We start from the raw sequence: 26,821 nt of genomic DNA, 5'->3' as shown, positions 1-26,821 counted from the left end.
CGCGCCGCCGCGGCCCTGAGTGGACCGCGGCGGCCAGGTGCTACTACTGGGAGAGCAGCTGGGCGCAGCGGATCAGGCCCAGGTGCGAGTACGCCTGCGGGTGGTTGCCCAGCGAGCGCTCGGCGACCGGGTCGTACTCCTCGGGCAGCAGGCCGGTGGGGCCCGCGGCCGCGATGATCTGGCCGAACAGCTCCTCGGCCTCGGTGCGACGGCCGGTGAGCAGGTAGGCCTCGATCATCCAGGCGGCGCAGAGGTGGAAACCGCCCTCGTCGCCCGGCAGGCCGTCGTCGCGCCGGTACCGGTACACCGTGCAGCCCGAGCGCAGCTCGGCCTCGATGGCGGTCACGGTGGATTGGAAGCGCTCGTCGGCCGGGTCGATCAGGCCGGACAGGCCGACGAACAGCGACGCGGCGTCGAGGTCGTCGCCGTCGTAGGCCGTGGTGAAGGACTGGACTTCGTCGTTCCAGCCGTTTTTCAGCACGTCGGTGGCGATCGTGTCGCGCAGTGGCACCCAGGACGGGTCGAGCGGGCGGCCGAACTGCTCGCCGAGCTTGATGGCACGGTCGATGGTCAGCCAGCACATGACCTTCGAGTACACGTGGTGGCGCGGCGCGTGCCGCTCCTCCCAGATGCCGTGGTCGGGTTCATGCCAGCGCCGTGCGACGGCCTCGGCCATCGCCTGGACCATGGCCCAGTCGGCGTCCGACAGCGCGCCGCGGGCGGTGGCGAGCTGCACGACCAGGTCGACGACCGGGCCGAACACGTCGAGCTGCACCTGCTGGTTGGCGAGGTTGCCGACGCGCACCGGGCGCGAGCCCGCGTAGCCCGGCAGCGTGTCGATGACGGCCTCCGCACCGAGCTGGGTGCCGTGCAGCGTGTACAGCGGGTGCAGCCGCTCCGGACCCGGAATGGTCTCCAGGACGCCGTGCAGCCACGCCAGAAACCCCTCCGCTTCGGAGAAGGAGCCGAGGGAGACCAATGCGGCGGCGGTCATGGCGGCGTCGCGCAGCCAGCAGTAGCGGTAGTCCCAGTTGCGGACGCCGCCGAGCTCCTCGGGCAACGACGTGGTGGCCGCCGCCATGATCGAGCCGGACGGGACGTGGACGAGGCCGCGCAACGTCAAGGCGGAGCGGAGGACCAGTTCGCGCTCGAGGGTCGGCGGTGTCAGCGTGGCCAGCCAGTCCGTCCAGTAGGACGTCGCACGCAGGTGCCGGAAAGGTTCGTCCACATCGGACTTCGAGAGTTCGTCGGTGCCGCAGCGCAGCTCCAGCAGCACCGGCGCACCCTCACGCGGCCGGACCACGGCACGCGCGGTCTCCTGCTGGCCGTCGGAGGTGATCTCCCAGTCGACGCCGGGCGAGCGCAGCACCATCGGGTCCGACGTGCCGACGACGCGCAGGCCGTCGCGCTTGCGGATGAACCGCACCGGCACCTGGCCGAACTCGGGCCGCGGCGCGAACGTGATCACCGCGTTGGTCGAGCCGGAGATCCGCCGCACCAGGTCCGTGCGGTGCGACGCGAGGTCGTGCTCCAGGTAGTCGGTCACCAGCAGTCGCGACCAGCGGGTCTCGACGATCATCGTGCCGGGCAGGTAGCGCTGGCCCAGCGGCAGCGACCCGTGTTCCGGCTTGATCGAGAAGTGGCCCGCGGCCGGCCCGCCCAGCAGGTCCGCGAAGATCGCCGCGGAGTCCGGTTCCGGGTGGCACAGCCAGTTGACCTTGGCGTCCGGCGTGACCAGCGCGACCGACCGCTCGTTCGCGAGCATCGTCAGCCGCTCGATCGGCACCGCCTGGTCGCCGTGCAGCCACGCCCGCCGTTCCTCCAGCAGGAACGCCAGCACGGTCGCGACGTCGGACGGGTCGGACACGTAGTGCTCGGCCAGCGACTCGCCCGCGCCCACGCGGATGCCGACGTCCGGGCCGGACAGGCGCGCGAACGCCTTCTCGTCCGTCACGTCGTCGCCCAGGAAGATCGCCGCGGTGGCGCCGACCTGGCGGCGCAGGATGTCGAGCGCCTGACCCTTGTCCGTCTCCACCACCGAGAACTCGACCACCGCCTTGCCCGTGGTGACCTGCACCCCCTCGCGCCCGGCGAAGTCGGAATGCAGCACGTTCACCAGCCGGTGTCCGACGAACTCGGAGCACCTGCGGTAGTGCACCGCCACGCTCGCGGGCTTGACCTCGAGTGCGGCGCCGGGTGACACCTTGACCAGCGCGTCGAGCTCGCGCGTCAGCCCGGCGAGCGTCCTGCGAGCCTGTTCGGGCAGCGCGTGCACGAAGCCGATGTCGAACTCCGACCCGTGCGAGCCGACCAGGTGCACCTCGCCGGGCAGGCGGGACAGCACCGCGAGATCACGCAGGGCCCGGCCGGAGATCACCGCGCAGGTCGTCTCGTGCAACGTGGCGAGGGACCGCAGGGCGGCGACCGAACGCGAGTCGGGCACGGCCTCCTCGGGCACGTCGATGATCGGCGCGAGGGTTCCGTCGTAGTCGGTCGCCACCAGCAGGTGCGGCGTCCGGGCCAGCGACGCCAGGGCTTGCCTGAGTCCGGCCGGCAAGGACGCGACAGGAGTGGGGTCGAACCCGGACGCGGCCGTGGTGGCAGCGGTCATCATGCTCTCCTCCAGGAACAAGGCAGAATTTCACGCCTTCCGGAATTCACGGTCGGCACAAGCGCGGAACGCCCCCGAACTGAACATCCTTGCTCTCAACACGCGGACTCTTCCCAATCACCGCGCACACCTCAACACCCACAAGGGTTTCGTTACTACCTTTTGAAGGTCCCCTAAGGTTGCGCGCGTTTTCTTGACAGAAGTCGGCAACATGCATTTTCTTGATCACGCAGCGACGGCGGAGGAGAGATCCGCAGCGGCCGATGTTCAAGGCGCGGAAGGAGCGCTGCACGGGCACCTCGCGCGGTCGACCCCGATCGCGCGCCGGCTGCGGCCTGCCGCCCGAAGGCTGGGGCGGCAGGCACCGTGTTCAGCGAGCACCCTGCCAGAGCCGCCACGCCCGCGGCTCCGAGCCTCGCCACGTCCGGCCCGCCTCGCCGAACCGCATCCGGACACGGGCGCCGTTCAACCTTCCCCGCTCCACGTGCAGCGACCCACCCGTAGTCTCCGCCGCGGCACGGGCGATGGCGAGCCCCAGACCGGTCGATCCGCCACCGCTGCTCCGCCGCAGCACCGCTTCGGCGGGCGCGGACACCCCAGGGCCCCCGTCGTCCACCACCAGCGTGATCCACCCCGCGTGCGCGGAGACCTCCACCGCCAGCGGCGTGCCCGAAGGGGTGTGCTGGAAGACGTTGTCCAGCACCGTGTCGACAGCGGCGCCGAGAACGTCCGCCGCGATCTCGACCGACATGGGGCGGTCCGGCACGTTCACGTCGCACCACCGGTGCTGGTCGGCCGCGAGCTGCGCCCAGAAGCCCATACGCGCCCGGACCACCGCTCCCAGGTCGCAGGGCACGAGCCGAGGCTCGGCCGGCTGGAGCGACTCGATGATCCGGTCCACGTCGCGATCCAGCGCGGCGACCGCGCCGCGGATCCTCCTCGCGAGCACACCGTCGCCCAGGGCCTCCACGTCGAGCCGCAACGCGGTCAGCGGAGTGCGCAGGCGGTGCGACACGTCAGCGATCATCTCCCGCTCCCCCGCACGCGCCCGCTCGACCCGGTCAGCCGCCTCGTTCAGGGCGGCCACGAGGTCGGCGAGCTCACCGGAGCCGGTGGCACGCACGCGGATCCTGCCGTCCCGTGCGGTGTCGGCGAGCGAGCACAGGTCCTGCACCAGCGGAGCGCACCGCCGCCTGCCCGCCACGACCGCGACGACGGTCGCCAGAAAGCCCATCAGAGCGAGAACCACCAGCTCAGGCAACACCCAGGTGTCGACGATGGAAGCGGGCTCGGACAACTCGACGACCGCCCGGCCGGGAAGCACCCGCCACGACGCCGGCACCGGCCCGCCGGCGGCCGCGACCGACACCTCGGCTCGAGCGGCCTTGCCCGACCCGATCGTCCCTCCGCTCGCGAGGTGCACGGCGATCCTGCCCTCGCGTCCAGCCCTGGTGCGGGCCACCGCGGAACGGACCTGGTCGGGCTCGGCGGTCACGGCGACGACGGCGCTGATCGTCGCGACGTCCTGGCTGTCCGACATCTCGGCCGCACAGGCCCTCGTCCGCACCAGGAGCACCGCGGCGGCGACCAGGAGCGCCACCCCGACGGTGCTCGCCGCGAACATCAGCGACCTCGTCATCTCCCGCTTCATCGCGGCACCACACATTCCCCGTCGGCGGTTCCGGTCGGCAGGTACGGCATGACGGCAGGGTAAACGCCGTTGCGGCCGGATCAACGCCAGGTTCCGCACGATTTGAACCGTGTCCTGCCTTTAAGGGGCGCTTAAGGGAAGCCACCTTACGGTCCTGCCCACAGTTCGATCCGGACAGCGAGAAGCATGGGCAGAAGGCGAGGAGAAGGTGTGGCTGAAGTAGTCCTCACCGGGCTCGGCAAGGCGTACGCGGACGGCACGCGCGCGGTGGAGGAGCTGAACCTCGACATCCGCGACGGTGAGTTCCTCGTGCTCGTCGGTCCGTCCGGCTGCGGGAAGACGACCGCGCTGCGGATGATCGCCGGCCTGGAGAACATCACCGAGGGGTTCGTGCGGATCGGCGACCGGGTCGTCAACGACATCCCGTCCAGGGACCGCGACGTGGCGATGGTCTTCCAGTCCTACGCCCTGTACCCCCATCTCAACGTGTACGACAACATCGCGTTCGGGCTGACGTTGCGCAAGCTGCCGAAGCAGGAGATCGACGAACGGGTGCGCGACGTCGCGACGATGCTGGAGCTGTCCGAGCACCTGGACCGCAAGCCCCGCAACCTGTCGGGCGGACAGCGACAGCGCGTCGCGATGGGCCGGGCCATCGTCCGTGCACCCCAGGCGTTCCTGATGGACGAGCCTCTGTCCAACCTGGACGCGAAGCTGCGTGTGCAGATGCGCGCCCAGATCGCCCGAGTCCAGCGCGAACTCGGTGTCACGACGGTGTACGTGACGCACGACCAGACCGAGGCCATGACGCTGGGAGACCGGGTGGCGGTGATGAAACGTGGTGTGCTCCAGCAGGTCGGTCCGCCCCAGGAGCTCTACGACCGCCCGGTGAACCTGTTCGTCGCCGGGTTCATCGGTTCTCCCGGCATGAACCTGGTCACCGCCAGGCTGGAGCACGTCAACGGCAGGTACTGGGCGTCGCTCGGCTCCGACACCCTGCTGTTGCCGGAATCCGTGCTGCACACGCGCCCCGCGCTCACCGCTCACGTCGACCGCGAGGTGATCCTGGGCATCCGGCCGGAGGACATGGAGGACGCCGCCCTCGCTGAAGCGCAGGACGGTCAGATCCTGCACTCCGTGGCGGACCTGGTCGAAGCGATGGGATCGGACGTGCTGGTTCACTTCCCGGTCGACGCCCCGCCCGCCAGCACCGAGGACACCCGCCTGCTCGCCGAGGACGCGGGCACCGCCGACCTGCCGTCCCACGGCGGGAGCACCGTCCTGGTAGGACGGTTCTCCCCGCGAACCCGTGCCTACGAGGGCGAACGGATCGCCGTCTGGGTCGACACGTCCCGGCTGCACTTCTTCGATCCGGTCACCGGATCTTCCGTCTGGACGACGACGTCAGGAGAACACTGATGAGATCCCTTGCGCTCACAGGGCTCGCGGCCGCACTCACGATCACGACAGGGTGCTCCGCCAGCACACCCGCCACCGGCGAGCTGAGCGGGCAGACCGTCGAGGTGGTCGGCACCTGGTCCGGCGACGAGCAGTCGCGGTTCGAAGAAGTCCTGCAGCAGTTCGAGAAGAGGACCGGCGCCGAGGTGGAGTACACAGCGGCGGGTGACGAGCTGCCGACCGTCCTCGAGACGCGGCTGCAGGGCGGGACGGCACCCAGCATCGCGCTGGTCGCCCAACCTGGCCTGGTCGCCCGCTACGCCACCGACGGGAAGCTGAAGCCCGTCACCGGGAATGTGGCCTCGGCCGTGGACGCGAACTTCGCCGGTGCCTGGAAGCAACTCGGCAGCGTCAACGGAAAGCTCTACGGCGTGTACTTCAAGGCGGCCAACAAGTCGACGGTCTGGTACAACAGCAACACCTTCGCCACGACGGGTGTCGGAGTGCCGCGCACATGGGAGGAGTTCCTGCAGGGTGGACGCACCCTGAGCGAGGCCGGCCAGGCCGCCGTGTCGATCGCGGGTGCCGACGGCTGGACGCTGACCGACTGGTTCGAGAACGTCTACCTGCGCACCGCGGGGGCGGAGAACTACGACAAGCTCAGCAGGCACGAGATCCCGTGGACCGACCCGACGGTGCGGACGGCCCTGCAGACGCTCGCCCAGCTCTTCGGCAACGCTCAGCTGATCGCGGGTGGAGCCGCAGGAGCGCTGCAGACGGACTTCCCGAAGTCGGTCACGAACGTGTTCGGCACCCCGCCGAAGGCCGCGATGGTCTTCGAAGGGGACTTCGTGTCCGGCGTCATCTCCACCAACACCAGCTCCGAGGTGGGAACCGAAGCCCGGTTCTTCCCGTTCCCGTCCATCTCGGGCAGCAAGGACGCCGTGGTCGCCGGTGGTGACCTGGCCGTGCAGTTCAAGGACGACACCGCCACGACCGCGCTGATGGAGTACTTCGCTTCCGCTGAGGCCGCGACGGTGTGGGCGAAGCTCGGCGGGTTCCTGTCCCCCAACAAGAACGTGTCGTCCGACGTCTACCCCGACGACGTCACGCGTGAACTCGCCAAGCAGCTCGTGCAGGCGGGCGACAACGTGCGCTTCGACATGTCCGACCTCGCGCCCGCCGCGTTCGGCGGGACCAAGGGCGCCGGTGAGTGGAAGGCGCTGCAGGACTTCCTGGCCGATCCCTCCACCGTCGACGCCACGATGCAGCGGCTCGAGGCAGAAGCAGCGAAGGCGTTCAAGAGATGACCTCAGCGACCAAGCCGCCGCCGGACTGGCTCAGGCGAGCGCGGCCGGAGCCGACCCCCGGCCGTTCGCCGCGCCACGCCGTTCCCTTCCTGCTGCCGGCCCTGCTCGTGCTCGGCGCGCTCGTCGTGTACCCGCTGCTGTACTCGCTCGTGCGGAGCTTCTTCGACCGCTCGGGCGAGGAGTTCGTCGGCCTCGGCAACTACGTCGACCTGTTCACCGACGCGAGGACGCTGACGGCGTTCAGGAACAACGTCATCTGGGTGGTCGTCGCTCCGGCGGCGGTCACCGGCCTCGGACTGGTGCTGGCCGTGCTGACGGAACGGATCCGCTGGGCCACGGCGTTCCGGCTCGTGCTGTTCGTGCCGATGGCCATCTCCCTGTTCGCGTCCGGAATCATCTTCCGGCTCGTCTACGAGGAGGACCCCGACCAGGGCATCGTGAACGCCGTCGCCGTCGGGATGCACGACGTGTTCAGCACGCCCTCGTCCTATCCCGGTGCGAGGCCGCGTGAGGGTGCACAGCTCACCCCGACAGCGGACGGCTACGTCACGGCGTCGAAGCACCGCGCCGGCGAGATGGTCACCGTTCCGCTGGTCGGGTTCCCGCCCCAGCAGGCGCCGGAGCAGGCCGAGCCCGTCGGCTCCCCCGCCGCGGTGGCCGGAGAACTGCGAGGCGTCGTGTGGCTGGACGTCTCCGCGGCGGGTACCTCCGGGAAGGCGGACCCGGGAGAGCGCGGGATGCCGGGCGTGACGGTCGAGGCGGTGGCCGACGGCGCCGTCGTCGCACGCACGATGACGGGGTCGGACGGCGTGTTCACGTTCCCCGACCTCGTCGGCCGCGACATCACGCTGCGACTTCCCGCAGACAACTTCTCCCTGCCCTTCCGCGGCCTCACGTGGCTGGGGCCGTCGCTGATCACGCCGGTGATCATCTCGTCGTGGATCTGGATCATGACCGGCTTCGCGATCACGTTCATCGCCGCCGGGCTGTCCGCGATCCCGAGGGACGCGCTCGAGGCGGCCAGAGTGGACGGTGCGACGGAGTGGCAGGTCTTCCGGCGGGTCACCGTGCCGTTGCTGGCGCCTGTCCTGCTGGTGGTGTTCGTGACACTGGTGATCAACGTTTTGAAGATCTTCGAGCTGGTGTTCGTGATCGCGCCCGGTTCAGTCCAGGAGGAGGCGAACGTGCTCGCGCTGCAGATGTGGCAGGTCTCCTTCGGATCCGGCGGCGACCAGGGCGCGGGCAGCGCGCTGGCCGTGCTGCTGTTCCTGCTCGTGGCGCCCGCGATGCTGTTCAACATCCGCCGATTCCGCCGGGAGCAGACGTGACCGCCCTCCTCGAAGAACCTCCGCGCGTCGTCGAGCTGCGCACGTCGGGAACGCCCCGGCGCGGTGTGCTGTCGCGTGCGGTGGCCAAGCTCGGCAACGGCACGGTCCAAGTCGTGCTCGCCCTGGTCGCGCTGTTCTGGATGATGCCGGTGTTCGGCCTGTTCGTCGCGTCGTTGCGCGACGAACGGGCGAACAGCGCGTCGGGCTGGTGGACGATCTTCACCAAGCCGGCCGAGCTGACCATGGACAATTACGCCGCGCTCCTGAGCGACTCGACGGTGCTGCAGTCGTTGCTGAACACGGTCTACATCGCGGTGCCGTCGACGGTCCTGGTCGTCGTGCTGGCTGCGCTCGCGGCGTACGGGCTCTCGTGGATCGAGTTCCCCGGACGCGTATGGCTCACCACCGCGGTCGTGGCCCTGCTGGTGATGCCCGTTCAGGTCGCGCTCATCCCGGTGGCCAAGCTGTTCGGCGCGCTCGGCCTGTTCGGCACCATCGCCGGCGTCGTGACCTTCCACGTCGCGTTCGGTCTGCCGTTCGCGGTGTTCCTGCTGCGCAACTTCTTCACCGGCATCCCGCGCGACCTCATCGAGGCCGCGCGCATGGACGGCGCCACGGAGTGGGTGATCTTCCGCAGGGTGATCCTGCCTGTGGCCAAACCGGCGATCGCGTCGCTGGCGATCTTCCAGTTCCTGTGGGTGTGGAACGACCTGCTGGTGGCACTGGTGTTCGCCGACCAGGACTCGGCACCGATCACCGTGGCGCTGCGCGGTCAGCTGCGCCAGTTCGGCACCAACATCGACCTGTTGGCGAGCGGCGCGTTCCTGTCGATGATCGTGCCGCTGGCGGTTTTCCTGGCGTTCCAGCGGTACTTCGTGCAGGGAGTGCTGGCCGGCTCCACGAAGTGAGCCTCGTCCACGCACACGTGAGGGCCCGTGCCCGGCACGGGCCCTCACGTCATCGAACTCGCTGCCCCACCCGGAACACGGCACGGATGTCAAGAAGCCGCTGCAGGTCCACGCTCGGGTTGCCCCGCACCACCAGTATGTCCGCGTCAGCGCCGACGAGCAGCTCACCCTTCCTGCCGGCCACACCGCACAGCTCCGCCGCGTCCCTGGTCGCCGCGGTCAGCACCTCACTCGCCGACCACCCGTACCGAGTCATCTCCACGAGCCCGTGAGGTAGCACGTCGTGCGGCTTCAGGGGAGCGATACCCGCGTCAGAACCGATGGTGACCTTCACCCCGTGCTCGAAGAGCCCGCGCAGCGCCGCTTCCTGAGCCGCCCTCACGGCCTCAAGCTGTACCTTTTGTTCCGGGCTCATGACCTTGAACATCGCGGCCATGCCGGCCGGGTCGAACCCTAGAGTGGCACTGACGGCGACGTTGCGAGCCGCCATGGCCTCCATCAGCCGCGGCTGCGGATCACTGCCCTGCTCGCCGACGAACGACGCGTGCTCGATCGAGTCCACTCCGGACGCGATCGCGTCCTCGATCGACTGCACACCGTGCGCGTGCGCCGCCACGGGAAGGCCCAGCCGGTGCGCCTCGTCGACGACGACCTTCAACAGCTGACTGCTGAACTGCGACTCGAACGGCAGCGATCCCGGTGTCATGTTGCCGCCGCTGGCCATGACCTTGATGACCGAGCAGCCGCGCGCGTGCCGCTCGCGAACGGCCGAGATCAGCGACTCCGCGTCCGGAGAGGTCTCCCCGCCGAGGAAGAAGCAGTGACCGCCGGGAGTGGTGATGGGCGGTCCCGCCGCGAGGATCTCCGGCCCCGACAGAACGTCCTTCGCCAACTCGTCCCGCAGGTCGAGGGACAGGTACTCGCGGTCTCCCAGATCGCGAATCGTCGTCACACCCGCGTACACGGCCTTGCGAGCGGCTCGCCGCATCGACTCGTACAGTTCCGAGTCGGTGGCTTCGCGGGCCGACTTCACCGGGTCCAGGCTCGCGTCGAAGGCCAGGTGCATGTGCGTGTCGATCAGTCCGGGCAGCAGGCAAGCGTCCTCACCAAGGTCCGTCACGGGGACGTTTTCGGGCGGTGTGGAGCTGATCTCCTCGATCACGCCGTGGCGCACCACGATGCTGACGGGACCTCCACGGAACGCATTGCCGTCGAACAGCATTCCACCGACCAATGCGAAAGCACCAACGCTCACGCGACAGCCTCTCTTCCCCTATACGCTCGCCGAAGGCGTCGACAGTCCAGAATGGACGCTCGCAGACCGCGAAAGGCTCTCGGCGCCACTCCGTCTGGTTCAGGATGCTTCGCACGGAACGTCGCGGCGCACTCACGCGCGGTTCATTCACCGGCGGACACGAATCACGGTCCCACCGAGCCGAAACCAAGTCGCCGTCATCACACACCGGGGCAGACGAGGGGACCGCTCCGCGATCGGAACGCGACGGGAGAACCCGGGCCCACGCCAAGCTCCCGATGCGCGGCAACGAACTCGCGGACATACCGGAGATCCCGGAAGGCTGCGCCGACGGACTGCGCCTTCAGCAGCGCGTGAGTGACTCTGTCCGCCCTGTCGTCGAAGCCGCCGACGACTCGGCCTTCGCCACGTGCAGGCCTGCGGGCGCAGGGTGTTCCGCTCGCGGGCGTGAAGGACCGGCGAGTCACTTCTCCTGTGCGGTCACACTCTTGGCGAACACGTCGCCGATCAACCGGATCGACGCCGGCCCGCCGGGGTTGAACAGCACGTCGACCCCGTACTCCAGCAACAGCTCCGCCAGCTCCTCAGCGGTGACCCCGGTGCGCCAGCGGTCGGTGTGCACGCGGAACCTCTGCACGGGAGCGGTCGACACCAGCAGCGAGGGGACGTCGTCCGGCGATGGCGCGATGATCGGCCGGTCCTCCTGGTCCAGCGCCACGTCGAACACACATTCCCTCATCACGGCGAACAGCGCGTCGGCATCCACCTCTCCGCGCGTCAAGAGCTGCAACGTCGCGTCGACGGGGTCGGTCGGTGACCCTGGCCGGGACGGCACGTACCCAGGGTTCGCGTCGAACCGCCCGACGGTGCCGTCCGCAGCGACCAGCCAGCCTCCGACGACGGCCTCGATCGGCGGCGCCTCGACCTCAGCCGGTTGCGGCCCCTCGTCCGGCGAGGTCTCGGCGGTCGCCTTCGGCCGCCAGGCCGGATCGATCAGGAACACCCACTGGTCCTCGTCGGCGGGCTGGTCCGCTCGCCGATCACCGGACCGGTCATCGCCCGCCGTGCTCATGTCGCTCCCTGTCGTCGGACCTGGCTCAGCGGGTGGAGATCCTGTTCTGCGAGGATGTCGCAGTGCTGTGAAGAGCCAGCGAACACTTTTCGCTGCAACAGTAGTCGCAGATCTCGGCCACGAGATGGCTGAAGACCTCGGGCAAGGTGCACCGCCGAACACGATTCCTCGCCCTTGCCGGCACCGGAAACGACCTTTGGCGTTGAACGAGCGGCACCGGCGGCGACGGAGCCGCACACCGACATCCTCAACGGCACCGCGTCCCGATCGGACGGCGTCGTCCAGGAGTGTGGTCCAGGACGGCCACCAGCCGGGTCCGCGGTCAGCGAAACCCGGCACCGCACATGCCTTCACCCCGGACGGGGCACCGCGGCGGTGCGTCCGATCGAGCGTGTGCACCTGAGGTCCTCAGTCCGCGTCAATCCCGCCAGACCACAGCGAGCGCGGCCTTGGCTGCCTCGTTGTCGTCGACCGCGAGCTGGAACAACGCCTTGCGGGCGGACCGGACGCCGGCTCGGCCCAGCGCCACGAGAACCGCCACGTCCTGCAGCGCCACGAGCACTGTGGTGGCTTCGTCGTTCCCGGCGACCGCCAACCGGATCAACGCCGCACGCGCCTCGGGCACCTCCACCAGCTCCGCCAACGTCGCGACGTCCTCACGCCCGACGAGCATCTGGGCCACTTCCGCGTCCCCACCCTTCGCGAGCTGCACCAAAGTCTGGTGCACCGCGCCGTCGTCGTTCCCGGCGACCGCCAGCCCGATCAACGCCGCACGCGCCTCGGGCACCTCCACCAGCTCCGCCAGCGCCGCGACGTCCTCACGCCCGACGAGCATCTGGACCGCCTCGGTGTTCCCGGCCTTCGCGAGCTGCACCAAGGATCTGGTCCCGGTCTCGCTCGGGACTGCGGCCAAGCCTTCGACGTCGGCGAGGTCCCCCAATGCGCTGACGGCGCCACGACTGCCCTGCGCCGCCCATTCGCGCAAGGTGGCCAAGGCCTCGGTGACGCCCGAACGGGCGAAATCGGCCAGAGCGGAGGTGTCCTCGGTGTCCACGAACACCTGCACCGCCTCGGGGTGACCTTGGGACGCGATCTCGCGCAATGAGGCGCGGGCCCCTACCACTCCTCTTTCGTACAGTTCGACGACAGCGCGCACGTCCCCCTTCTCGCGATAGATGTCGATGAGCGTCTGGGCGAAGTCGACCACAATTTCCACGCGGGCGGCGTCGCCGTCGTCGAAGAACGAGGCCTTGGTGGCCACTCCCTTCGTCGGGGACGTGGCGAGCGAACCAAGGAGCACTGAGCTCTGCACGATCGCACCTCCGCCAGCGAACCTGAGCAGCCCGACCTCGTGGTGGATCTGCTCGATCAGCGCATCCAACGCCTGGTCGGCACGATGCTTGCCCAGTGCTTCCGCGAGCTTCTCGGCCTTGACGTGGTCGCGCGTGAACAGGTCGGGGCGACCGTACGCGGTGACGCTGACCAGCGGAACCTCGGCGCCGCTGAGCGTTCGTTCCGCCAACGCTTCCGCGATCCAACGCGCCAGTTCTTCGAAGTCCTCGTTGTTCTGGAGCTCTCCCCGGGCGAACGGCTTGCCGCCGACGCGTTTCGGGTCGAGCTGGATGACCTTCGTCAGCGAGCGGAAACCGCCTGCGGACGACCGGCGGGGAGCATCCGGCGTTTTCATGATGGCGGGTTGTCGCACGACGCCCTCGCGGTAGTCCCATGTCGCTTTACCGGTGGCGGTGAACAGCGGCCTCAGGTCGAGCACCTGGAACCAGGCAGCCTGCTTGCGCCCGTGCTGCTGCTGATAAAGGTTGATGACCGATGTGATCTGCGTCCGAATGTCCTGGTGGTGCCTCGCGATGTGGTTGAGAGCCAGCTCCACGACGAGGACGCCGTCCTCGTGCAGGGCCGTTTCCTGCCGCAGCACGCGCAGGTCGAGGAGCCCGCGGTGGTCGGCAACGGACTCCCGCACCACGTCCACCACGTTTTCGATCAACTCGACGGTCGCGGCACGATCGTCGAACGACAAGCGCCCACGCTGCGCTCCGCGCGGTGCGTACTGCCAGCCCAGTCCCAGCGCCCGGCCGATCTCCCGAGCATCTCTGACGGGGTTCGGTGCTCCGGTCAGATGGCCACCACCGCCGACTTCCAGCGCGACCGAGCCGGACGGGTCGACCGAGATCGAGACGTCGTGGGTGGCCGCGACCACGTCTCTGCCGTGGGATGCCTGCTGGAGGTCGTGGGCGAACCCACCTTCCGCTCTGACGAGCCCGGCGTGAGGGGCGATCAGCAACAGGCGCTGACCTTCGTCCAACCGCGGCAGTTGCGGGCGGACCACGGACGCGAAACGGCGTCCGTCCATCCGCACCTCGCCGATCGACTCGACCGACACGACCGCGGTGTGCGCGTCCGCACCGACGACGACAACAGCGGCGTAACCGCCTGGCGGCGGTTCCAGTGGGAGCTCACGACGTTCCCCGGTCGACGACGGCGCCGTGAGCAGAGCTCGGCCGACTCCGGACGTGCTCAACGCGGCCAGCACCTCCGGTGAATAGCGCTCGATCTCCGACGACGGGAACACCGCCCCTCGACGAGCATCCTCGGCGCCCAGGGGCAGAAGCCTGACCTCGTCGACCGGGAAACGGCGTTCCCTGCCCGCCACGTCCGTGCCGGTGACCATGACCCGTTTCCAGTCGTTGCGCACAAGCACCTGCGAGTGGGGCACGCCGGCGACGGCGTGGAGAGGCACCAGGCGGTCGAGCAAGGCCAGTTGATCGTCGGCACCCAGATGGGACTTGATGTGACCGACCAGCACCTCTGGCGAGTCGTCGAATCTCCACGCACCGCGTTCCTGCTCCGCGGGAGAGCCCTTCGGGCTGACGGTGGCGGTCAGGTGGACGTTCTCCTCCTCCTGGGAGTCGACGAGGACCAGCTGCACCCTGAAGTGATCGCCGCTCTTCGGTAGCCTGGTCCCCGGGCTGAACGCCCGATCCACTCCGATGACGAGTTTGCGCCAGAACGCCGCACGCTGCCGCGGTGACGTGCCGGCGGGGAAGATCAGCCGGATGTTCAGCTGGGCTTCCCGCATCCAAATGCCGGGGTAGACCTCGACACGGATGATGTCGAGCGCAACGTTATGGCCCTGCTCGTCCTTGCGTTCGAGGGTGGTCTTCAAGGCGACACGCCTCACCATGTCGAGGTCGGCCACGTGCACAGGGGCGGTGGCCAGGAGCGACCACAACGCCTCGAAGGTCGTCACGTCCTCGTACCTGCTGCGCACCCAGGCCAAGAACAACAAGTTCCCGGCAGCCGCACGCGCTCCTCCGAGAGGCATGTTCTCGCGAATGAGCTGCGCCGCTCGCAACACGGTCCCGGCGCGCATGGAACCCTGTCCCGGCACCGTCGCCCCACCAGGAGGAATCTCTCTGTCGAGCTGCTGCATCTGGAACAACAGGGCTTTCCGGTCATGCACTGACAACGGGACAGAACTTCTCGTGCCGGCATACTCCCATTGGCGGTGGTGGTCGCGGACGAGCTGCTCCGCCAACGCCTCGTCGTCCGAGTCACCGGCGATCCGCACGTGTCCACCCGAAGGCACGCCGAGCCGGCGGGCGCCGGGGTTCATGCGTTTCGTGCCGAAAGCCACGCGGCGCTCGTACCCGAGTTCCACCAGGTTCTCGTGCAGAGATTCGGCCAGATCCTCATGACCTGCATCTCCGCGGGCGTCAACGGCCGCCAGGAAGACCCAGGCCCCGTCCGGGTGCCCGTCGACCGCCCCGAAATCGATCAGCATCTTCGCGAGCGCGAAACCGTTCACCAGGGCGTCGCCCGTGCCCGGCAGGGTCACCAGCGCCTTGTCCCCGCTCGTGCGAACACCGACCACCAGAACGTCCTCCGGTCGCGTCACCGGGGGGTTCCAGTCATAGCTGCGCCGATCCGAGGCGTCCGCGACTCGCACCAGGACGGGGCCGGCGTTCATGAGCCAGTCGGACGACTCCACCATCCCGGACGGCGTCAACAGGTCCAGTCGGACGACCAGCTCACCGTGCCGCTGAAGCCGGTGTGGAACCTGCCCGGTGAACATGGCGCGTTCCTCGAACACTTCCCTGGAACGAGGATCGCCGCCAGGTTCCGTCCTGCTGACCTCCGTCGTGCGGACGAGGTGGGGGATGACAGTGCCGGTCCACTGTCCACCGAGGACCTCCTCCGTGGTCCAGGCGTCGTCAGGAGACTCGTCGGTCGGCTGGCGCTGCACCAGCTCGCCGAAGACCGGGCCGGCGGCGGCGGTGGTGTCCGAAGTGGTCGACGACATCTCGGGCGTGCCATGGTCCGACCCGCTCAAAGAGGTTGCGGGCACTGACTCAACGGCTTCCGACGTGCTGCCCGTGATCTCGCTGTCGCCGAGGGCCGGATCGTCATGAAGGCTCGGCCCGACGTCCAGCGGCGCGAACTCGGCGGCGCCCGCCGCCCTGGTCACCACGGGTTGGACGACCGAGCGGCCTGCCGCTGACGTTCGCATCGGATTCGCCAGCGTCACGGTGACCCGCGCGGCGTCCGCACGTGCGGTCGAGTTCGGCAGGTCGACACCTGTCACCTCGTCCGTCACGATTCGGTCCGCGGAGATGGCTTTCGTTCCACGGGGGGCAAGCGACGCTAGGTGTTCCTCCACCAGCCGATGCATCAACATCACGACCCGTTCCGCACGGTCGGAGGCTTTTTCGCGCACTGGAGCAGGATCGCCGCCCCATGCACTCCTCCGCGCGTAGCCAACGACCTCAACGGCCGGAAGCGCGACTTCGTCCGCGGCGTTCTCGACAGCCATCTCGGCGATCGTGCGTGCCCAGTCGTCGAGCGGCTGTCTGTCCTTGATCAGTTTGGTGGACAGGTCGAAGTGGACGTCCAGGTGGACCGGCACCGCGGGCTCGTCCTGTCGCAACGGCGCCGACACGCCCAGCCGCACCAACCTGACCGGCCGGCGGGCCTCCCCTGCCGCGTAGTCCCACGCCGACTTGCCGGTGACGGTGAAGCGTGACCGGGCGAGGTCGTGCAGCGGCACGGCTTTCCACGGTTCATACGCACCTGTCACCTGCTTGCGGTCGGTCACCGTCCGAACGCCGGCGAACCTGCTGTCGGCCGCGACGACGGACAGCGCCACGGCCAGCACCAGGTCAGGCCGCTCGTGCGTCGCGCCCGCTGCCCGGTTGGCCGCGAACAGGTCGAGGTCACCACCTCGGCTGGTCATCGAGGTGTGGAGCTGTTCGACGACCCTCCCGACCAGGGCCAGCGTCGCGAAGCGGTCGGACAACGGGATCTTGGCGCCGCCAGCTCGGGGGGAGGTGCGGGCGTACTGCCAGTCCGACTGGTGGGCCGTCACGAGCTCGGCCACGACCGCGTCGTCGTCCGCGGCAGTGGTCGGACCGGCGACGTTGACGTGCCCGCCGTCGATCACTTCGAGGAAGGTCGACCCTCGACCGGGCTCTGCGACGGAGGGCTGGTTCACCATGACTGTCTGAGAACTGCCGGCGACACGCAGCTGTCTGCCCCTGCTCGCGAAGAGCCGCTGTGCGGCGTGCGCGAACCCTCGTTCATCCGCGAGACCGGCGATGGAACAGGACGCGAACAGAACGAGGCCACCGTCCGGGATCCCGTCGAGTACAGCGGTGAGGTCCTCGACGACCTCGAAGAAGTCCTGTGCCTGCAGGCGTACCCTTCCGACGGACGTCACGTAGAGCGTGCCGGCGGTGCTCGATCCGTGGAACACCAGCACCCTGGTGTCAGGGGCGTCGAGGCCGGCCAGCGGTACCGGCATCCGGCGGGTGCGGGTGGCGTCCACCATGAAAAACGCCGTGGCCCGGCTTCTCGAGAGCCAGTCGTGCACGCCGGCGATGTTGGTGAAGAGCGCCCCGATCACATCACCGTTCCGCCTGACCTCGCCGAAGTCCACCTGCTCCTTCAAGAAGCGGCGGCGCCGTCCGAGGCTGTCTTCAGCGGCCAGCCACCGGAGGCGGCTCGAATCCGGCAAATGGTCGTGATCCAGCCCTCGCAACTTGTCGAGGCCAGGCGCGTTCTCCAGGATTTCGAGCTGCCGTGCCGTCACCGTGGTCGTAGCGTCCTGGTCGAACGCACCGAGCAGATCAGCGACGAGGTGGCCGAGAGCAGCGGAGCCGAGGCCGGTATTCCACCCGGTCCGCGTCACCGGCTCGTTCACCGAGGGGTCGTCGACGACGACCTCGACGTCGGACGTCCAGGGGTCATCGGCCTCGACCACATGCACTCGCAGGTGATCACCGGACGGCAGCACGCTTCCGCTGAAGGTGGTGTCGACGGCCTGGAGCAAAGAGACCCAGAAGTTGTAACGCGTCTCGGGACCCTGTCCTTGCCTGAACTCCGCGCGAATGACGACTGTGAACTCTCGAACCCACACCCCTGGCCGCACCTCGATGCGGCGTACGCGGTAGACGACGGGCCCACGCTCCGTGTTCTCGTGCACGTTGTTCACCGGTGCCTCGGCCCGGTACACGTCGAGTTCCTCCATGGACAGTGACAGAACCGACGCTGCCCCAGGTGGTGCGGCCAGCGTTTCCGCCACAGCATCGTCGAGCTCGGCCAACGAGGTCGTGGACGCGAGATCGATGATTTCCGAAGCGCCCCGCGAACGCGATCCGTCCGACACGCTGGAAGGTTCGTCAGTGGACGCCGAGTCCTTGGACAACGCTGGGAGCTCGGCCTCGTCAGCGGATTGCTCGCCGTTGCCCGTGGCCTGCGCCGACGTTGCGACAGTCCCCGCTCCGGCGACCGAATCCACATCTCGGCTCGTTCCCGGAGCCGTCGGTTCCAGAGCGAGGTCGCCGCGCAGCGCGGACAGGCCACCGCCGGGGACCGCGGAGCTGGCCCCCGCCGCCAGTTCACGCGCCACGTCGTCCACGACGTCAGCGACGACGCGACGCACCTTCGCCGGATCGGCGATGCGACTCCGGACCTGGTCGACGACGCGGGTGAGCGAGCCGTACGCCTCGTCTTCCGCCGACGTCTCGTCCTTGGGCCGTAACTGCTCGTCTTCCCGTCTTTCCTCCGTCAGGGCTCCACGGGACGGTGCAGGACCGCGCGGTTGTCCACCCGCGGGCTCGTCGTCGCGGGCATCGTCGCCCAGGACCTCGGAGTCCTGACCGGGCACGGACTCCCGGCCAGAGGCGGGAAGCTCGTCCTCCGCCCCACCGGTCGGACCTCCGGCCGGCGGACCGGCCTCGACCACGTCACCGGTGAGCGTCCGCCACAAGAACTCGTACTGCAGAGCGAGCTCGTACGCGGCCTGCTCGTTGTCTGCCTTGTCGTGCCCGCCGACGCCGAACTCGTAGAACCACGCCTCGTGGCCCTGCGCCAGCATCTTGTCGGTCATCTTCCGCGCATGGCCTGGGTGCACCCGATCGTCACTGGACGACGTGACGAACAAGGCAGGCGGGTAGGAGAGGTTGCTCTGAACATGCCGGTAAGGCGAATACTCCATGAGCGCGGGCAGTTCCTCGCGATCTGCGGGATCACCGTATTCCGCGGTCCACGACGCACCAGCATCGAGGAGGGTGTACCTCTCCATGTCCAGCAACGGCACGCGGGAGACGACCGCACCGATGTGGTCGGGGTAGTGGGTGAGCATGACACCAGCCACCAGGCCGCCGTTGCTCGCGCCGGAGAACCCGAGCCGTGACGGCGTCGTGATGCCCCGGCGCACCAGGTCCTCGGCCACCGCCGCGAAGTCCTCGTACACCAGATGACGGCCGGACTTGACCGCTTGCGAATGCCAACCTGGATATTCTCCGCCGCCGCGCGCGTTGACCACCACGTACGTGCCGCCACGTGACAGCCAGCCGATGCCCACCTGACTGCGGTACTGGGGAGTTTCCGCATCCCCGAACCCGCCGTACCCGTACAGCAAGGTCGGGCCACCGGGCCCAGCGGGCGGCGACACGACGAAGTACGGGACCCGGGTACCGTCGTCAGACGTCGCGAAGTGCTGCTCGACGCGCATCCCGCTCGCGTCGAAGAAGTCCAGCTCCCTTTTGAGCTCCTGTTCGTCCCCGCCGACAGTGCCGAGCCTCAACTCCTGCGGAGACAGGAAACTCTCCGACACCACGAGGTAGGTGTCGTCACGCGACGGATCGGTGTTGGTGATCCGAGTTGAGGAGAAGTCCGGCAACTTGGGGAGTTCGCTCTTCTTCCACGGCCCCTCCGCCGTCGGTGTCAACACCTCGATGGTGTCGGAGACATCGGTCATGGTCACCAGCAGCAAGTGGTTGCGGGTCCACTTGGCCTGTTTGAGGGAAGTGCGCTCGTCCGGGGTGAACAGCGGGATGAACTCCCGATCACCCGCCAGGAACGAGTTGACTCGAATGGCCAACAGTGCACCAGCTGGATGCTCCGCGCCGCCGATGACCCACGGCGTTTCGAGCTGCACGGTCATCCACTCGCCGAAGAACTCGTTGACCGAGTCATCCGGTGTCTCGACCTCGACAAGTCCGCCGTCGGAGGTGCGAACGAACGTGACGGCGTTGTCGGAGTCCTTCAGCAGCACGATGAACTCGCGTCCGTCGACGCCGGTCAAGTCACGATAGGCATAAGCGAGCTCGTGTTCCGGTTCTCCCCGGAAGATTTCGGTGGCGGCGGACAAGGGCTCACCCCTGCGCCATTCCTTGACGACGAGCGGGGAGCCGGACTCGCTCAGCGTGCCGGGGCCGAAGTCCGTACCCACGTAGACCCGGTCGGCGTCGATCCAGAAGATGGAGTGCTCACCGGGATCGGGAAGAACGAACCCGTCCGGCACGAATTCACGCGTGCCGAGGTCGAACTCGTGCACCACCACGTCGTCGCCGCCGCCATCCGACCGGAGGACGAGCGCCCGGCCGGTATCCGGCATGATCTGCGGCTGACCTCCCCAGTACCAGTCCTTCCCCTCCTCCTCGCTGAGGGCGTCCAGGTCGAGCAGGTTCTCCCAGGGCGGCGTGTCTTGGCGGTACATCTCCAAGGTGACTCTGCGCCACACGCCCTTCGGATTCTTTTCGTCCTGCCAGAAGTCGTAGAGGTAGCCGTCCTGCAAAGCCAGTTCGGACAGGCGGCTTTCCACGTCGAACGCGCTGCGCAGCCGGTCGCGCAGATCGCGGAACTGAGCCGTGGAGGCGAACGCCGAATCCGTCTCCGCGTTCCGCGTCTCGATCCACTCCTGCACCGGAGCTTCATCGTGCGCCCCCTCGAGCCACTGGTGCGGGTCCTCGAAAGCAGCGTCATCCGCGTCGTGGTAGTCGACGGAGACCTCGACCTCCGTACCCCGGCCACCGCCGACGGGCAGAGGCCAGGTGACCAGGTCCTCGACATCGATCCCAAGAGCTTCGGACCCCAGCTGCCGCAGTTGTTCCGCGACCCGTGCGAGCAACGCCGGACGTGCGGCGTCCACAGCGGCGACGAGCCTGGGAGCGTCGCCTCGCACCGCGATCCTCAGCCTCGGCGGCGTCGTCCCGTCCGAAACCCGCTCGATCGCGACCTCCGCGAACAGTCGGATGTCGTCGTCTCCCAGGAGATCCGCCTCGGAGTCGAAGTCGACGACCCTCGACTCCCACGGGACGTCAGCGTCGTCCGAACGAACTGGTGCGTCCTCCTCTGGAGCAACGAACTCGAACGGGCGCAGGGAAATGCCGGTCTCTTCGTCCCACTCGGCCTTGCTGGTGGTCGCCGCCTCCGCAAGCTCGCGGGCCACGGATTCGTCGATCGCGGAGGAAGGGCGCTCAGCTTCGTCAACGGAGTTGCCCTCACCGGTTCCGATGAGATCGAGATCACCGCCGAGCCGTTGCGCTGTCGTCTCACCAGCCGGGACGGTGCCGTCGTCGGGAACACGGGGCGGCAGCAGGACGTCGGAGCTGTCGGCGACCCGGGAGCCTCCGCCTTCGCCCGGCTCAGGAGACGGGAGTCGCCCCCAGTCCTCCTCCTCATCGTCAGAACCATCCCCGCGCTCATGTTCGCCCCCCGCGGGGGCTCTCTCGGCCGTCCCGCTGACATCCCCGAGACGGGCCAGTGCCTCGAACGCGTCCCTGTTGTCTGCGGCTGCCAACCTTTCCAGCTCGGTACGAGCTGCTTCGACGCCTGTCTCGGCCAACCCGGCCAACGTCGGGACATCAGCGAGTTCGGCCACATACGCGAGCGCAACCGCATCACCGCGACCTGCGAACGCCTTCACCGCATCGTAGGCAGGACCTTCGTGTGTGGACGCCAACACGAGTCCCTCAACGTGATTCAGGCCGATCAACGCATCGACCGCGCCGACATCCCCTCGCCCTGCGAGATACGCAAGTCCCAACCAGCCATCGCGGACACCTGCCCGCGCAGCGCTGGCCAGCCCCGGGATGTCACCGAGCTCGGCCATCAACACCGGTGCGAAGCGATTCCCCGCTGCAGCCAGACCGCGCAACGCAGCGATGGGGACTTTTCCTTCGCCGACCAAAGAACTCAGCTTGGACTGAGCTTCGTCGTTGCCATTGGTGAGGTCAGCAAGCTTTCGCAACGCGGGGAGGCCACCCAGCTCCACGTATGCGGTGTTGTCGCCCGCACGGACGAGGTCGACGAGCGCATCGAGATCACCCTCACCCGCCCGCCCGACCAACAGACGATGCTCCGGCCTGCCGCCCTCCTCCTCGGAGAACGTGCCGAGGCGAGCCAACGCCTCAACAGCATCCTTGGCGCCCGCGGCCGCCAGCTCCCTCAGCTTCCCCAGAGCAGTCTGGTCACCCCCCGCGGCGAACTCCACCAAGGGACCAACACCCTCGACAGCAGCCACCTTGTCCAGCGCGAGGACATCGCCCTGCCCGGCGAAGAACTTCACCGCGAAATAGGCAGGGCCATACCGCGTGGCCGCTGCGACAAGCCCTCGGACGTCGCCATTGTCGAACAACGCAGCAACCGCGTCAACGTGTCCAAAGCTTGCTAGCTCGACAATTTCTTCATGCGCAGCGTCGACGCCCAACTTCACAGAGTCGACCAGCCGCGCGACATCACTGCGCTCGATCAACAAAGACAACGACGCAGAATTGCCGGCCACAGCCAGCTCACGCAGCATGGCAGTGGAAACATGCCGTTCCCGCGCCAAGGTGCTCAGTTCAGACCTTGCCTCGCTGCTCAGCGACGTCAGATCTGCGAGCTTTTGCACAGGGGTGCGACCGCCCAGCTCCGCGTACGCGGTGTCGTCACCAGAGCGGATGAGATCGGCGAGCGCTCCGAGATCGTTCCTTCTGGCCCGTTCGACCAGCTTGGCAGTGGTCACCTTGGCCAACGCAACGACATCACCCTGATGGGCGAACGTCTCCACCGCACGATAGGCAGGATCACCGTGTGTTGTGGCTGCGTTGACAAGTCCCCGGACGTCTCCCATGCGGACCAGGAACGCAACCGCGGCGGCATTTCCTCGGCCCGCGAGAGATACAAGCCCATTGTACGCCTGGATTTCGGCGTGATCACTGCTCTTGTTCTGCACGAGAGCAAGCAGACCTTCGACGTCACCGCGATCGACCATCAGGTCGTTCGCGAGACCGCTGCCGGACTCGGCCAGGTCGCGCAGCGTGGAGACGGAGACGGCCTCCGTCTCCACGAGGTACCTCAAGAAAGATTCAGCGAGCGGATTCGACCGGGCCAGGTCGTCCAGCGCCTGCACCGGGGTGCGGCCGCCCAGCTCCGCATGCGCAGCTTCGTCACCTGCGCGGACGAGACCGGCAAGCGCGTCGAGGTCGTCCTCGACCGGCCACTCGCCAATGGAGTGAGCCCGCGAGCCACCCTCCCGCTCAGCAGCCGCACCGGCAGCGTCGATCAGCGCCCTGATCGCGCCCCGGTGACCCGCAGCCGCCAACCCTCTCAACTCAGCACGGGCAGCCTCGTTCTTCTCCTCGAGGAACTCCACCAACGCCTCGACGTCCCCGACCGCCGCCACCTTGGCGAGCGCAACCGCATCACCCCGGCTCGCGAACTCCTTGACCGCCGCATACGCAGGCTTGTCCGGCGTGGTGACCACGTCGACAAGTCCTTGAACGTCTCCGACGTCGACCAGCGCTGAGATCGCCCTGGTGTCTCCAAGCCTCGCAAGCTCCAAAAGTGCGTGATACGCGTTCTCGTGCTTTCTCGCGATGATGAGCAGACCTTCAACGTCACGGTGCTCGACCAGCAGATCCATCGCGAGCGGGCTGTCTCCTGCGGCGAGATCACGAAGCGAGGCGAGGGAGACATGTCCAGTCGTCGCCAAGTTCCAGAACATCTTTTGCGCCAGTCGATTTTGATCGAACCTGGCGAGCTCTTGGACGGGGGTGCGGCCGCCCAGTTCCGCGTACTCGGTGTCGCCACCGGTGCGGATGAGACCGGCAAGCGCGTGGATGTCTCCGTCACCGGCCAGCTCGGCCAGCGACGACCGCGCCAGCGCGCTTCCCTCTTCCACGGCGAGCCTGACGAGTTGCTCCACAGCCGACTGGTTCCCCTGCCCGGCGAGAGCACGGATGGCATCCAGATCCCCGGAACCAGCCCGCGCGAACAACGAGTCCCCAGGGCCCGGAACACCATCAGGCCCCGCCCTGTGCCGCGTCTCAGCGATGATTTTCGTGGTATCGGCCAAGTTCCGCGCGATCTGCCACAGGTCGCTCGGTCCCAGCACCACGTCGTGCCTGGCGGAACCCCTGGACATGAGCCCGCCACCGTCCCCCTCCCGCACCACCCTGCCGGAGACCTCTGCAACCTCCGTCCCACTGCTGCTGAGATGTTTCGCCTCTCGAGGCTTGTTCTGAAGCGCAAGTTTTTCATTCAGGTATCCGTCATACAATGCGAAACCTGCGTGTCCGATTTCATGCGCAATATCGACATAGTCGATGTTGAAGCCCAAGTTTGAAGCATTGTGCCGATCGAGGTAGGAGTGTAGATAAAAACGCTGATATGCATCACCCGGACCGTCGACGAACTCGACCCGAACATGGAACTGATCCCCATCCGGCATCCGGTAACCCTGGTTGTAAATAGTGTCCACACCACGCAGGATGTCGCGCTTGACACTAGGGAGTTCAGCCCGGTCCACATCGGGCAAAGCCTTGAGGTAGATTTTGAGTGTGAACTCCTTCACCCACCGGCCCGGCTCCACCTCCATACGTCGGACATCATTTTTGACCGGGAGGATGTCGGTGACCATGTGCCGTCGACTGCGCCCGTCGACATCGATCAAGAACACGGAGTCGTTTATAACGAGAGCGCTCTCGTATTCAACATGCGTGAATGTGCCGGGATCCTCGCTACGCAGGTGCTCCCACTGGTCGCGGTGCAACGGTCGGCGCTCCGGCGCCATCCAGTTCGCCGCCTTGTCGGGCGAATGACGCCAACTCTCGTCGTCGAGCACCGTCTTCTTCGGCACCGCAGAAGACCCTCTCGACGACGGCTTCTGCGCCTCGCCGGCGGACTTCCCGCCGATCCGCTCCACATCCTCCACGCCCGACTCATCCGACACGGGAGCGCCATCACCGCTGCGCTCTGCGCCCGTCTGGTCTCGCTCTTCTTCACCTTCTTCGTGGGCGGAGGAAGGGCTTCCCGTCTCGTCTCCGAAGTCGCTCTCATCGGCACCGACCGAACCGAGATCACCGTCGAGCTGCGGCACCGTCGTCTCGCCCACCGGGCCGGTACCGTCGCCGGGCCTCTCATCGCTGCCGGCGTCCACCTCGGACCCGCGGTCGGGCCGGGTGAGCTCCGGCACGACCTCCACGCCGCCCTCCACGTCGAGCTCCTGGTCCAAGCTCCAGCGCAGCGCAGCGGTGATCTGGTCGATCGTGAAGCCCCCGGAGAACAGCATCGAGGCGGAGGGAAGGACGACGGGGCGGAAGCCGTTGGCCATCAACAGCCTGGGCAGCAGCAGGTACACGTTCAACCGGCCGTTGCCATCACCGAACACGTGCAACACGTGCAGGGTGCGGACGACCCGCGCGACGGCCCGCAACCGGTCGTGGTCGGTGGCCGCCCCGTCCAGTTCCGCGTAGTAGGCCTCGAACGCAGCCTCGACCAGGGCGGGCGCCTCGTTCGCCTCGTAGGAACGCAGGAACTCCCAAGTCGAGCCGGAGCGTCCACCGCTGAGGAACACGTGGCCGCGTTCCTCGTCGCCCGCCAACGCCGGATCGATGGTGTTCACCAAGGGCCGGTCGAGCAGCTCGTCGTCGTACAAGTCCGCAGCGGGGTTCTCAGCACCGACGTAGAAGTCGCGGAACACGTTCGCACCAACGACTTCGAAGTAGCTCTTGTCCTCCGCGTGCGCCTTCGCCTGCGCGGTCGCCACCCCGTACATCCGCTCGTACTCGGACCAGCCGATCCGCTCGGCTATCCGCGCAGGGTCCTCCAGCACCGAGATGAACGCCGCCACCATGCCGTGCTGGAAACCAGGTGAAGACTCGGCGTCGTAGAGAGCACCTGGGTTGGACGGATCGAGATCGAGCGCTCCGGCGTGGTCGCGCGGGTCGAGGTAGAGGCGCCACCACTTGCGCTCCGGCACGACATCGCTCAGCTTCTTCGCGTCGGTGCGACGGGCGTCCGGGACCGTGCCTCCCCAGTTGTGCAGCAGGGTGTCGAGCCAGGCCGCGACAGTACGAGTGTGCTCGATTACGGACTCGTTCCGAGGCATCTCGGGATGTTCTTGAGACGGCGACTTCCGGAAACCCGGCTCGCCGATCTTCCGCGTAGTCCCGGGCCCGGGTACCTCGACCTCGGCCGTCGTGATGACACCGTCAGCCGCGCGGTCGAGCCGCTTGAACCTGCCGCCATCGGTAACAGCGATGACCTTGGTGCCGTGCAAGATGTCAGTGGTCGTCCCGTAGAGCCGCTGGACGCTCATCTTGCCGAGAGCGTCGAAGGACGCCGAGCCCGGACCGGTGATCGCGGCGCTCGAACACGCCACGAGGACCACCTCGCCGAACGCGTCGCCGAACGTTCTGCCGGTCTTGTCGACGAACCAGTCCTCGACGATCTGCCCGTACACGGCCCCGGTGACGAACATGGCACCTCTACGGGCGACGTTGAGCTGGAACAACTGCGGAGTCGCGTGCGCGAACAGCATGAAGGCGGTCTTGTTCCACGGCTCCGGGTGGACCTGCCGCTCGCCGTTGTCGGAGTCGTTGCCCGAATCGGAATCAGGTTCGGAATCGTAGTCGGAGTCTTCGGACTCCTCATAGACGATCTCGCGGTTGGCGGCACGCGCCAAGGCGCGGTCCACGTTGTACACCGCGCGCGCCTCTTCTTTCG

The 26,821-nt window shown here is 67.8% G+C and carries 9 protein-coding genes (1 of these 9 running past the window's edge); 4 read left to right on the top strand and 5 right to left on the bottom strand.

The annotated features are described in order from the left end of the window. Positions 1–43: 43 nt before the first annotated feature. Together otsB and AB0M48_RS12235 are read right to left on the bottom strand one after the other, a co-directional pair. Positions 44–2,611: a trehalose-phosphatase gene (otsB, locus tag AB0M48_RS12240; RefSeq protein WP_363839598.1), complete on the bottom strand. Its 2,568-nt coding sequence runs from the start codon at positions 2,609–2,611 to the stop codon at positions 44–46. A 370-nt stretch (positions 2,612–2,981) separates the two neighbouring features. Next, entirely contained in the window at positions 2,982–4,262 is a 1,281-nt protein-coding gene (locus AB0M48_RS12235; RefSeq protein ID WP_363839594.1) for a HAMP domain-containing sensor histidine kinase, read from the bottom strand. A 210-nt stretch (positions 4,263–4,472) separates the two neighbouring features. Between AB0M48_RS12235 and ugpC the strand changes: the two genes are divergently transcribed. The 4 genes from ugpC to AB0M48_RS12215 are packed head-to-tail and all read left to right on the top strand — an operon-like array spanning position 4,473 to position 9,206. Then, positions 4,473–5,681 carry a sn-glycerol-3-phosphate ABC transporter ATP-binding protein UgpC gene (ugpC, locus tag AB0M48_RS12230; RefSeq protein ID WP_363839591.1) on the top strand — a complete coding sequence of 403 codons (1,209 nt, stop codon included), beginning with the start codon at positions 4,473–4,475 and terminating at the stop codon, positions 5,679–5,681. After that, positions 5,681–6,970 (top strand): ABC transporter substrate-binding protein, encoded by a 1,290-nt coding sequence (locus AB0M48_RS12225; RefSeq protein WP_363839588.1) that lies wholly within the window; start codon positions 5,681–5,683, stop codon positions 6,968–6,970. Before ugpC ends, AB0M48_RS12225 begins: the two co-directional genes overlap by 1 nt. Then, complete coding sequence (locus AB0M48_RS12220) at positions 6,967–8,298, top strand: ABC transporter permease subunit (protein WP_363839585.1); 1,332 nt, start codon at positions 6,967–6,969, stop codon at positions 8,296–8,298. Before AB0M48_RS12225 ends, AB0M48_RS12220 begins: the two co-directional genes overlap by 4 nt. Continuing rightward, the gene (locus AB0M48_RS12215) at positions 8,295–9,206 is read left to right on the top strand and encodes a carbohydrate ABC transporter permease (protein WP_363839582.1); all 912 of its coding nucleotides are present in this window, start codon (positions 8,295–8,297) and stop codon (positions 9,204–9,206) included. Before AB0M48_RS12220 ends, AB0M48_RS12215 begins: the two co-directional genes overlap by 4 nt. A 49-nt stretch (positions 9,207–9,255) precedes the next feature. Here AB0M48_RS12215 and AB0M48_RS12210 read toward each other — a convergent pair whose 3' ends face one another. The 3 genes from AB0M48_RS12210 to AB0M48_RS12200 form a co-directional block, all read right to left on the bottom strand. Then, positions 9,256–10,461 (bottom strand): amidohydrolase family protein, encoded by a 1,206-nt coding sequence (locus tag AB0M48_RS12210; protein ID WP_363839579.1) that lies wholly within the window; start codon positions 10,459–10,461, stop codon positions 9,256–9,258. A 463-nt stretch (positions 10,462–10,924) separates the two neighbouring features. Then, positions 10,925–11,533 (bottom strand): type VII secretion system-associated protein, encoded by a 609-nt coding sequence (locus tag AB0M48_RS12205; protein ID WP_363839576.1) that lies wholly within the window; start codon positions 11,531–11,533, stop codon positions 10,925–10,927. A 418-nt stretch (positions 11,534–11,951) separates the two neighbouring features. Then, positions 11,952–26,821, bottom strand: partial view of a prolyl oligopeptidase family serine peptidase gene (locus AB0M48_RS12200; RefSeq protein ID WP_363839573.1) — the 3' end only. Its footprint extends 19,612 nt past the window's final position; the window shows 14,870 of its 34,482 coding nt (coding positions 19,613–34,482); its start codon lies off the right edge, out of view; its stop codon occupies positions 11,952–11,954.

This window comes from Lentzea sp. NPDC051208, assembly GCF_040682435.1.
Lineage (GTDB): Bacteria > Actinomycetota > Actinomycetes > Mycobacteriales > Pseudonocardiaceae > Lentzea > Lentzea kristufekii.
Note: the sequence above shows the minus strand (reverse complement) of the source record. Positions and strands in the feature narration are given on the sequence as shown.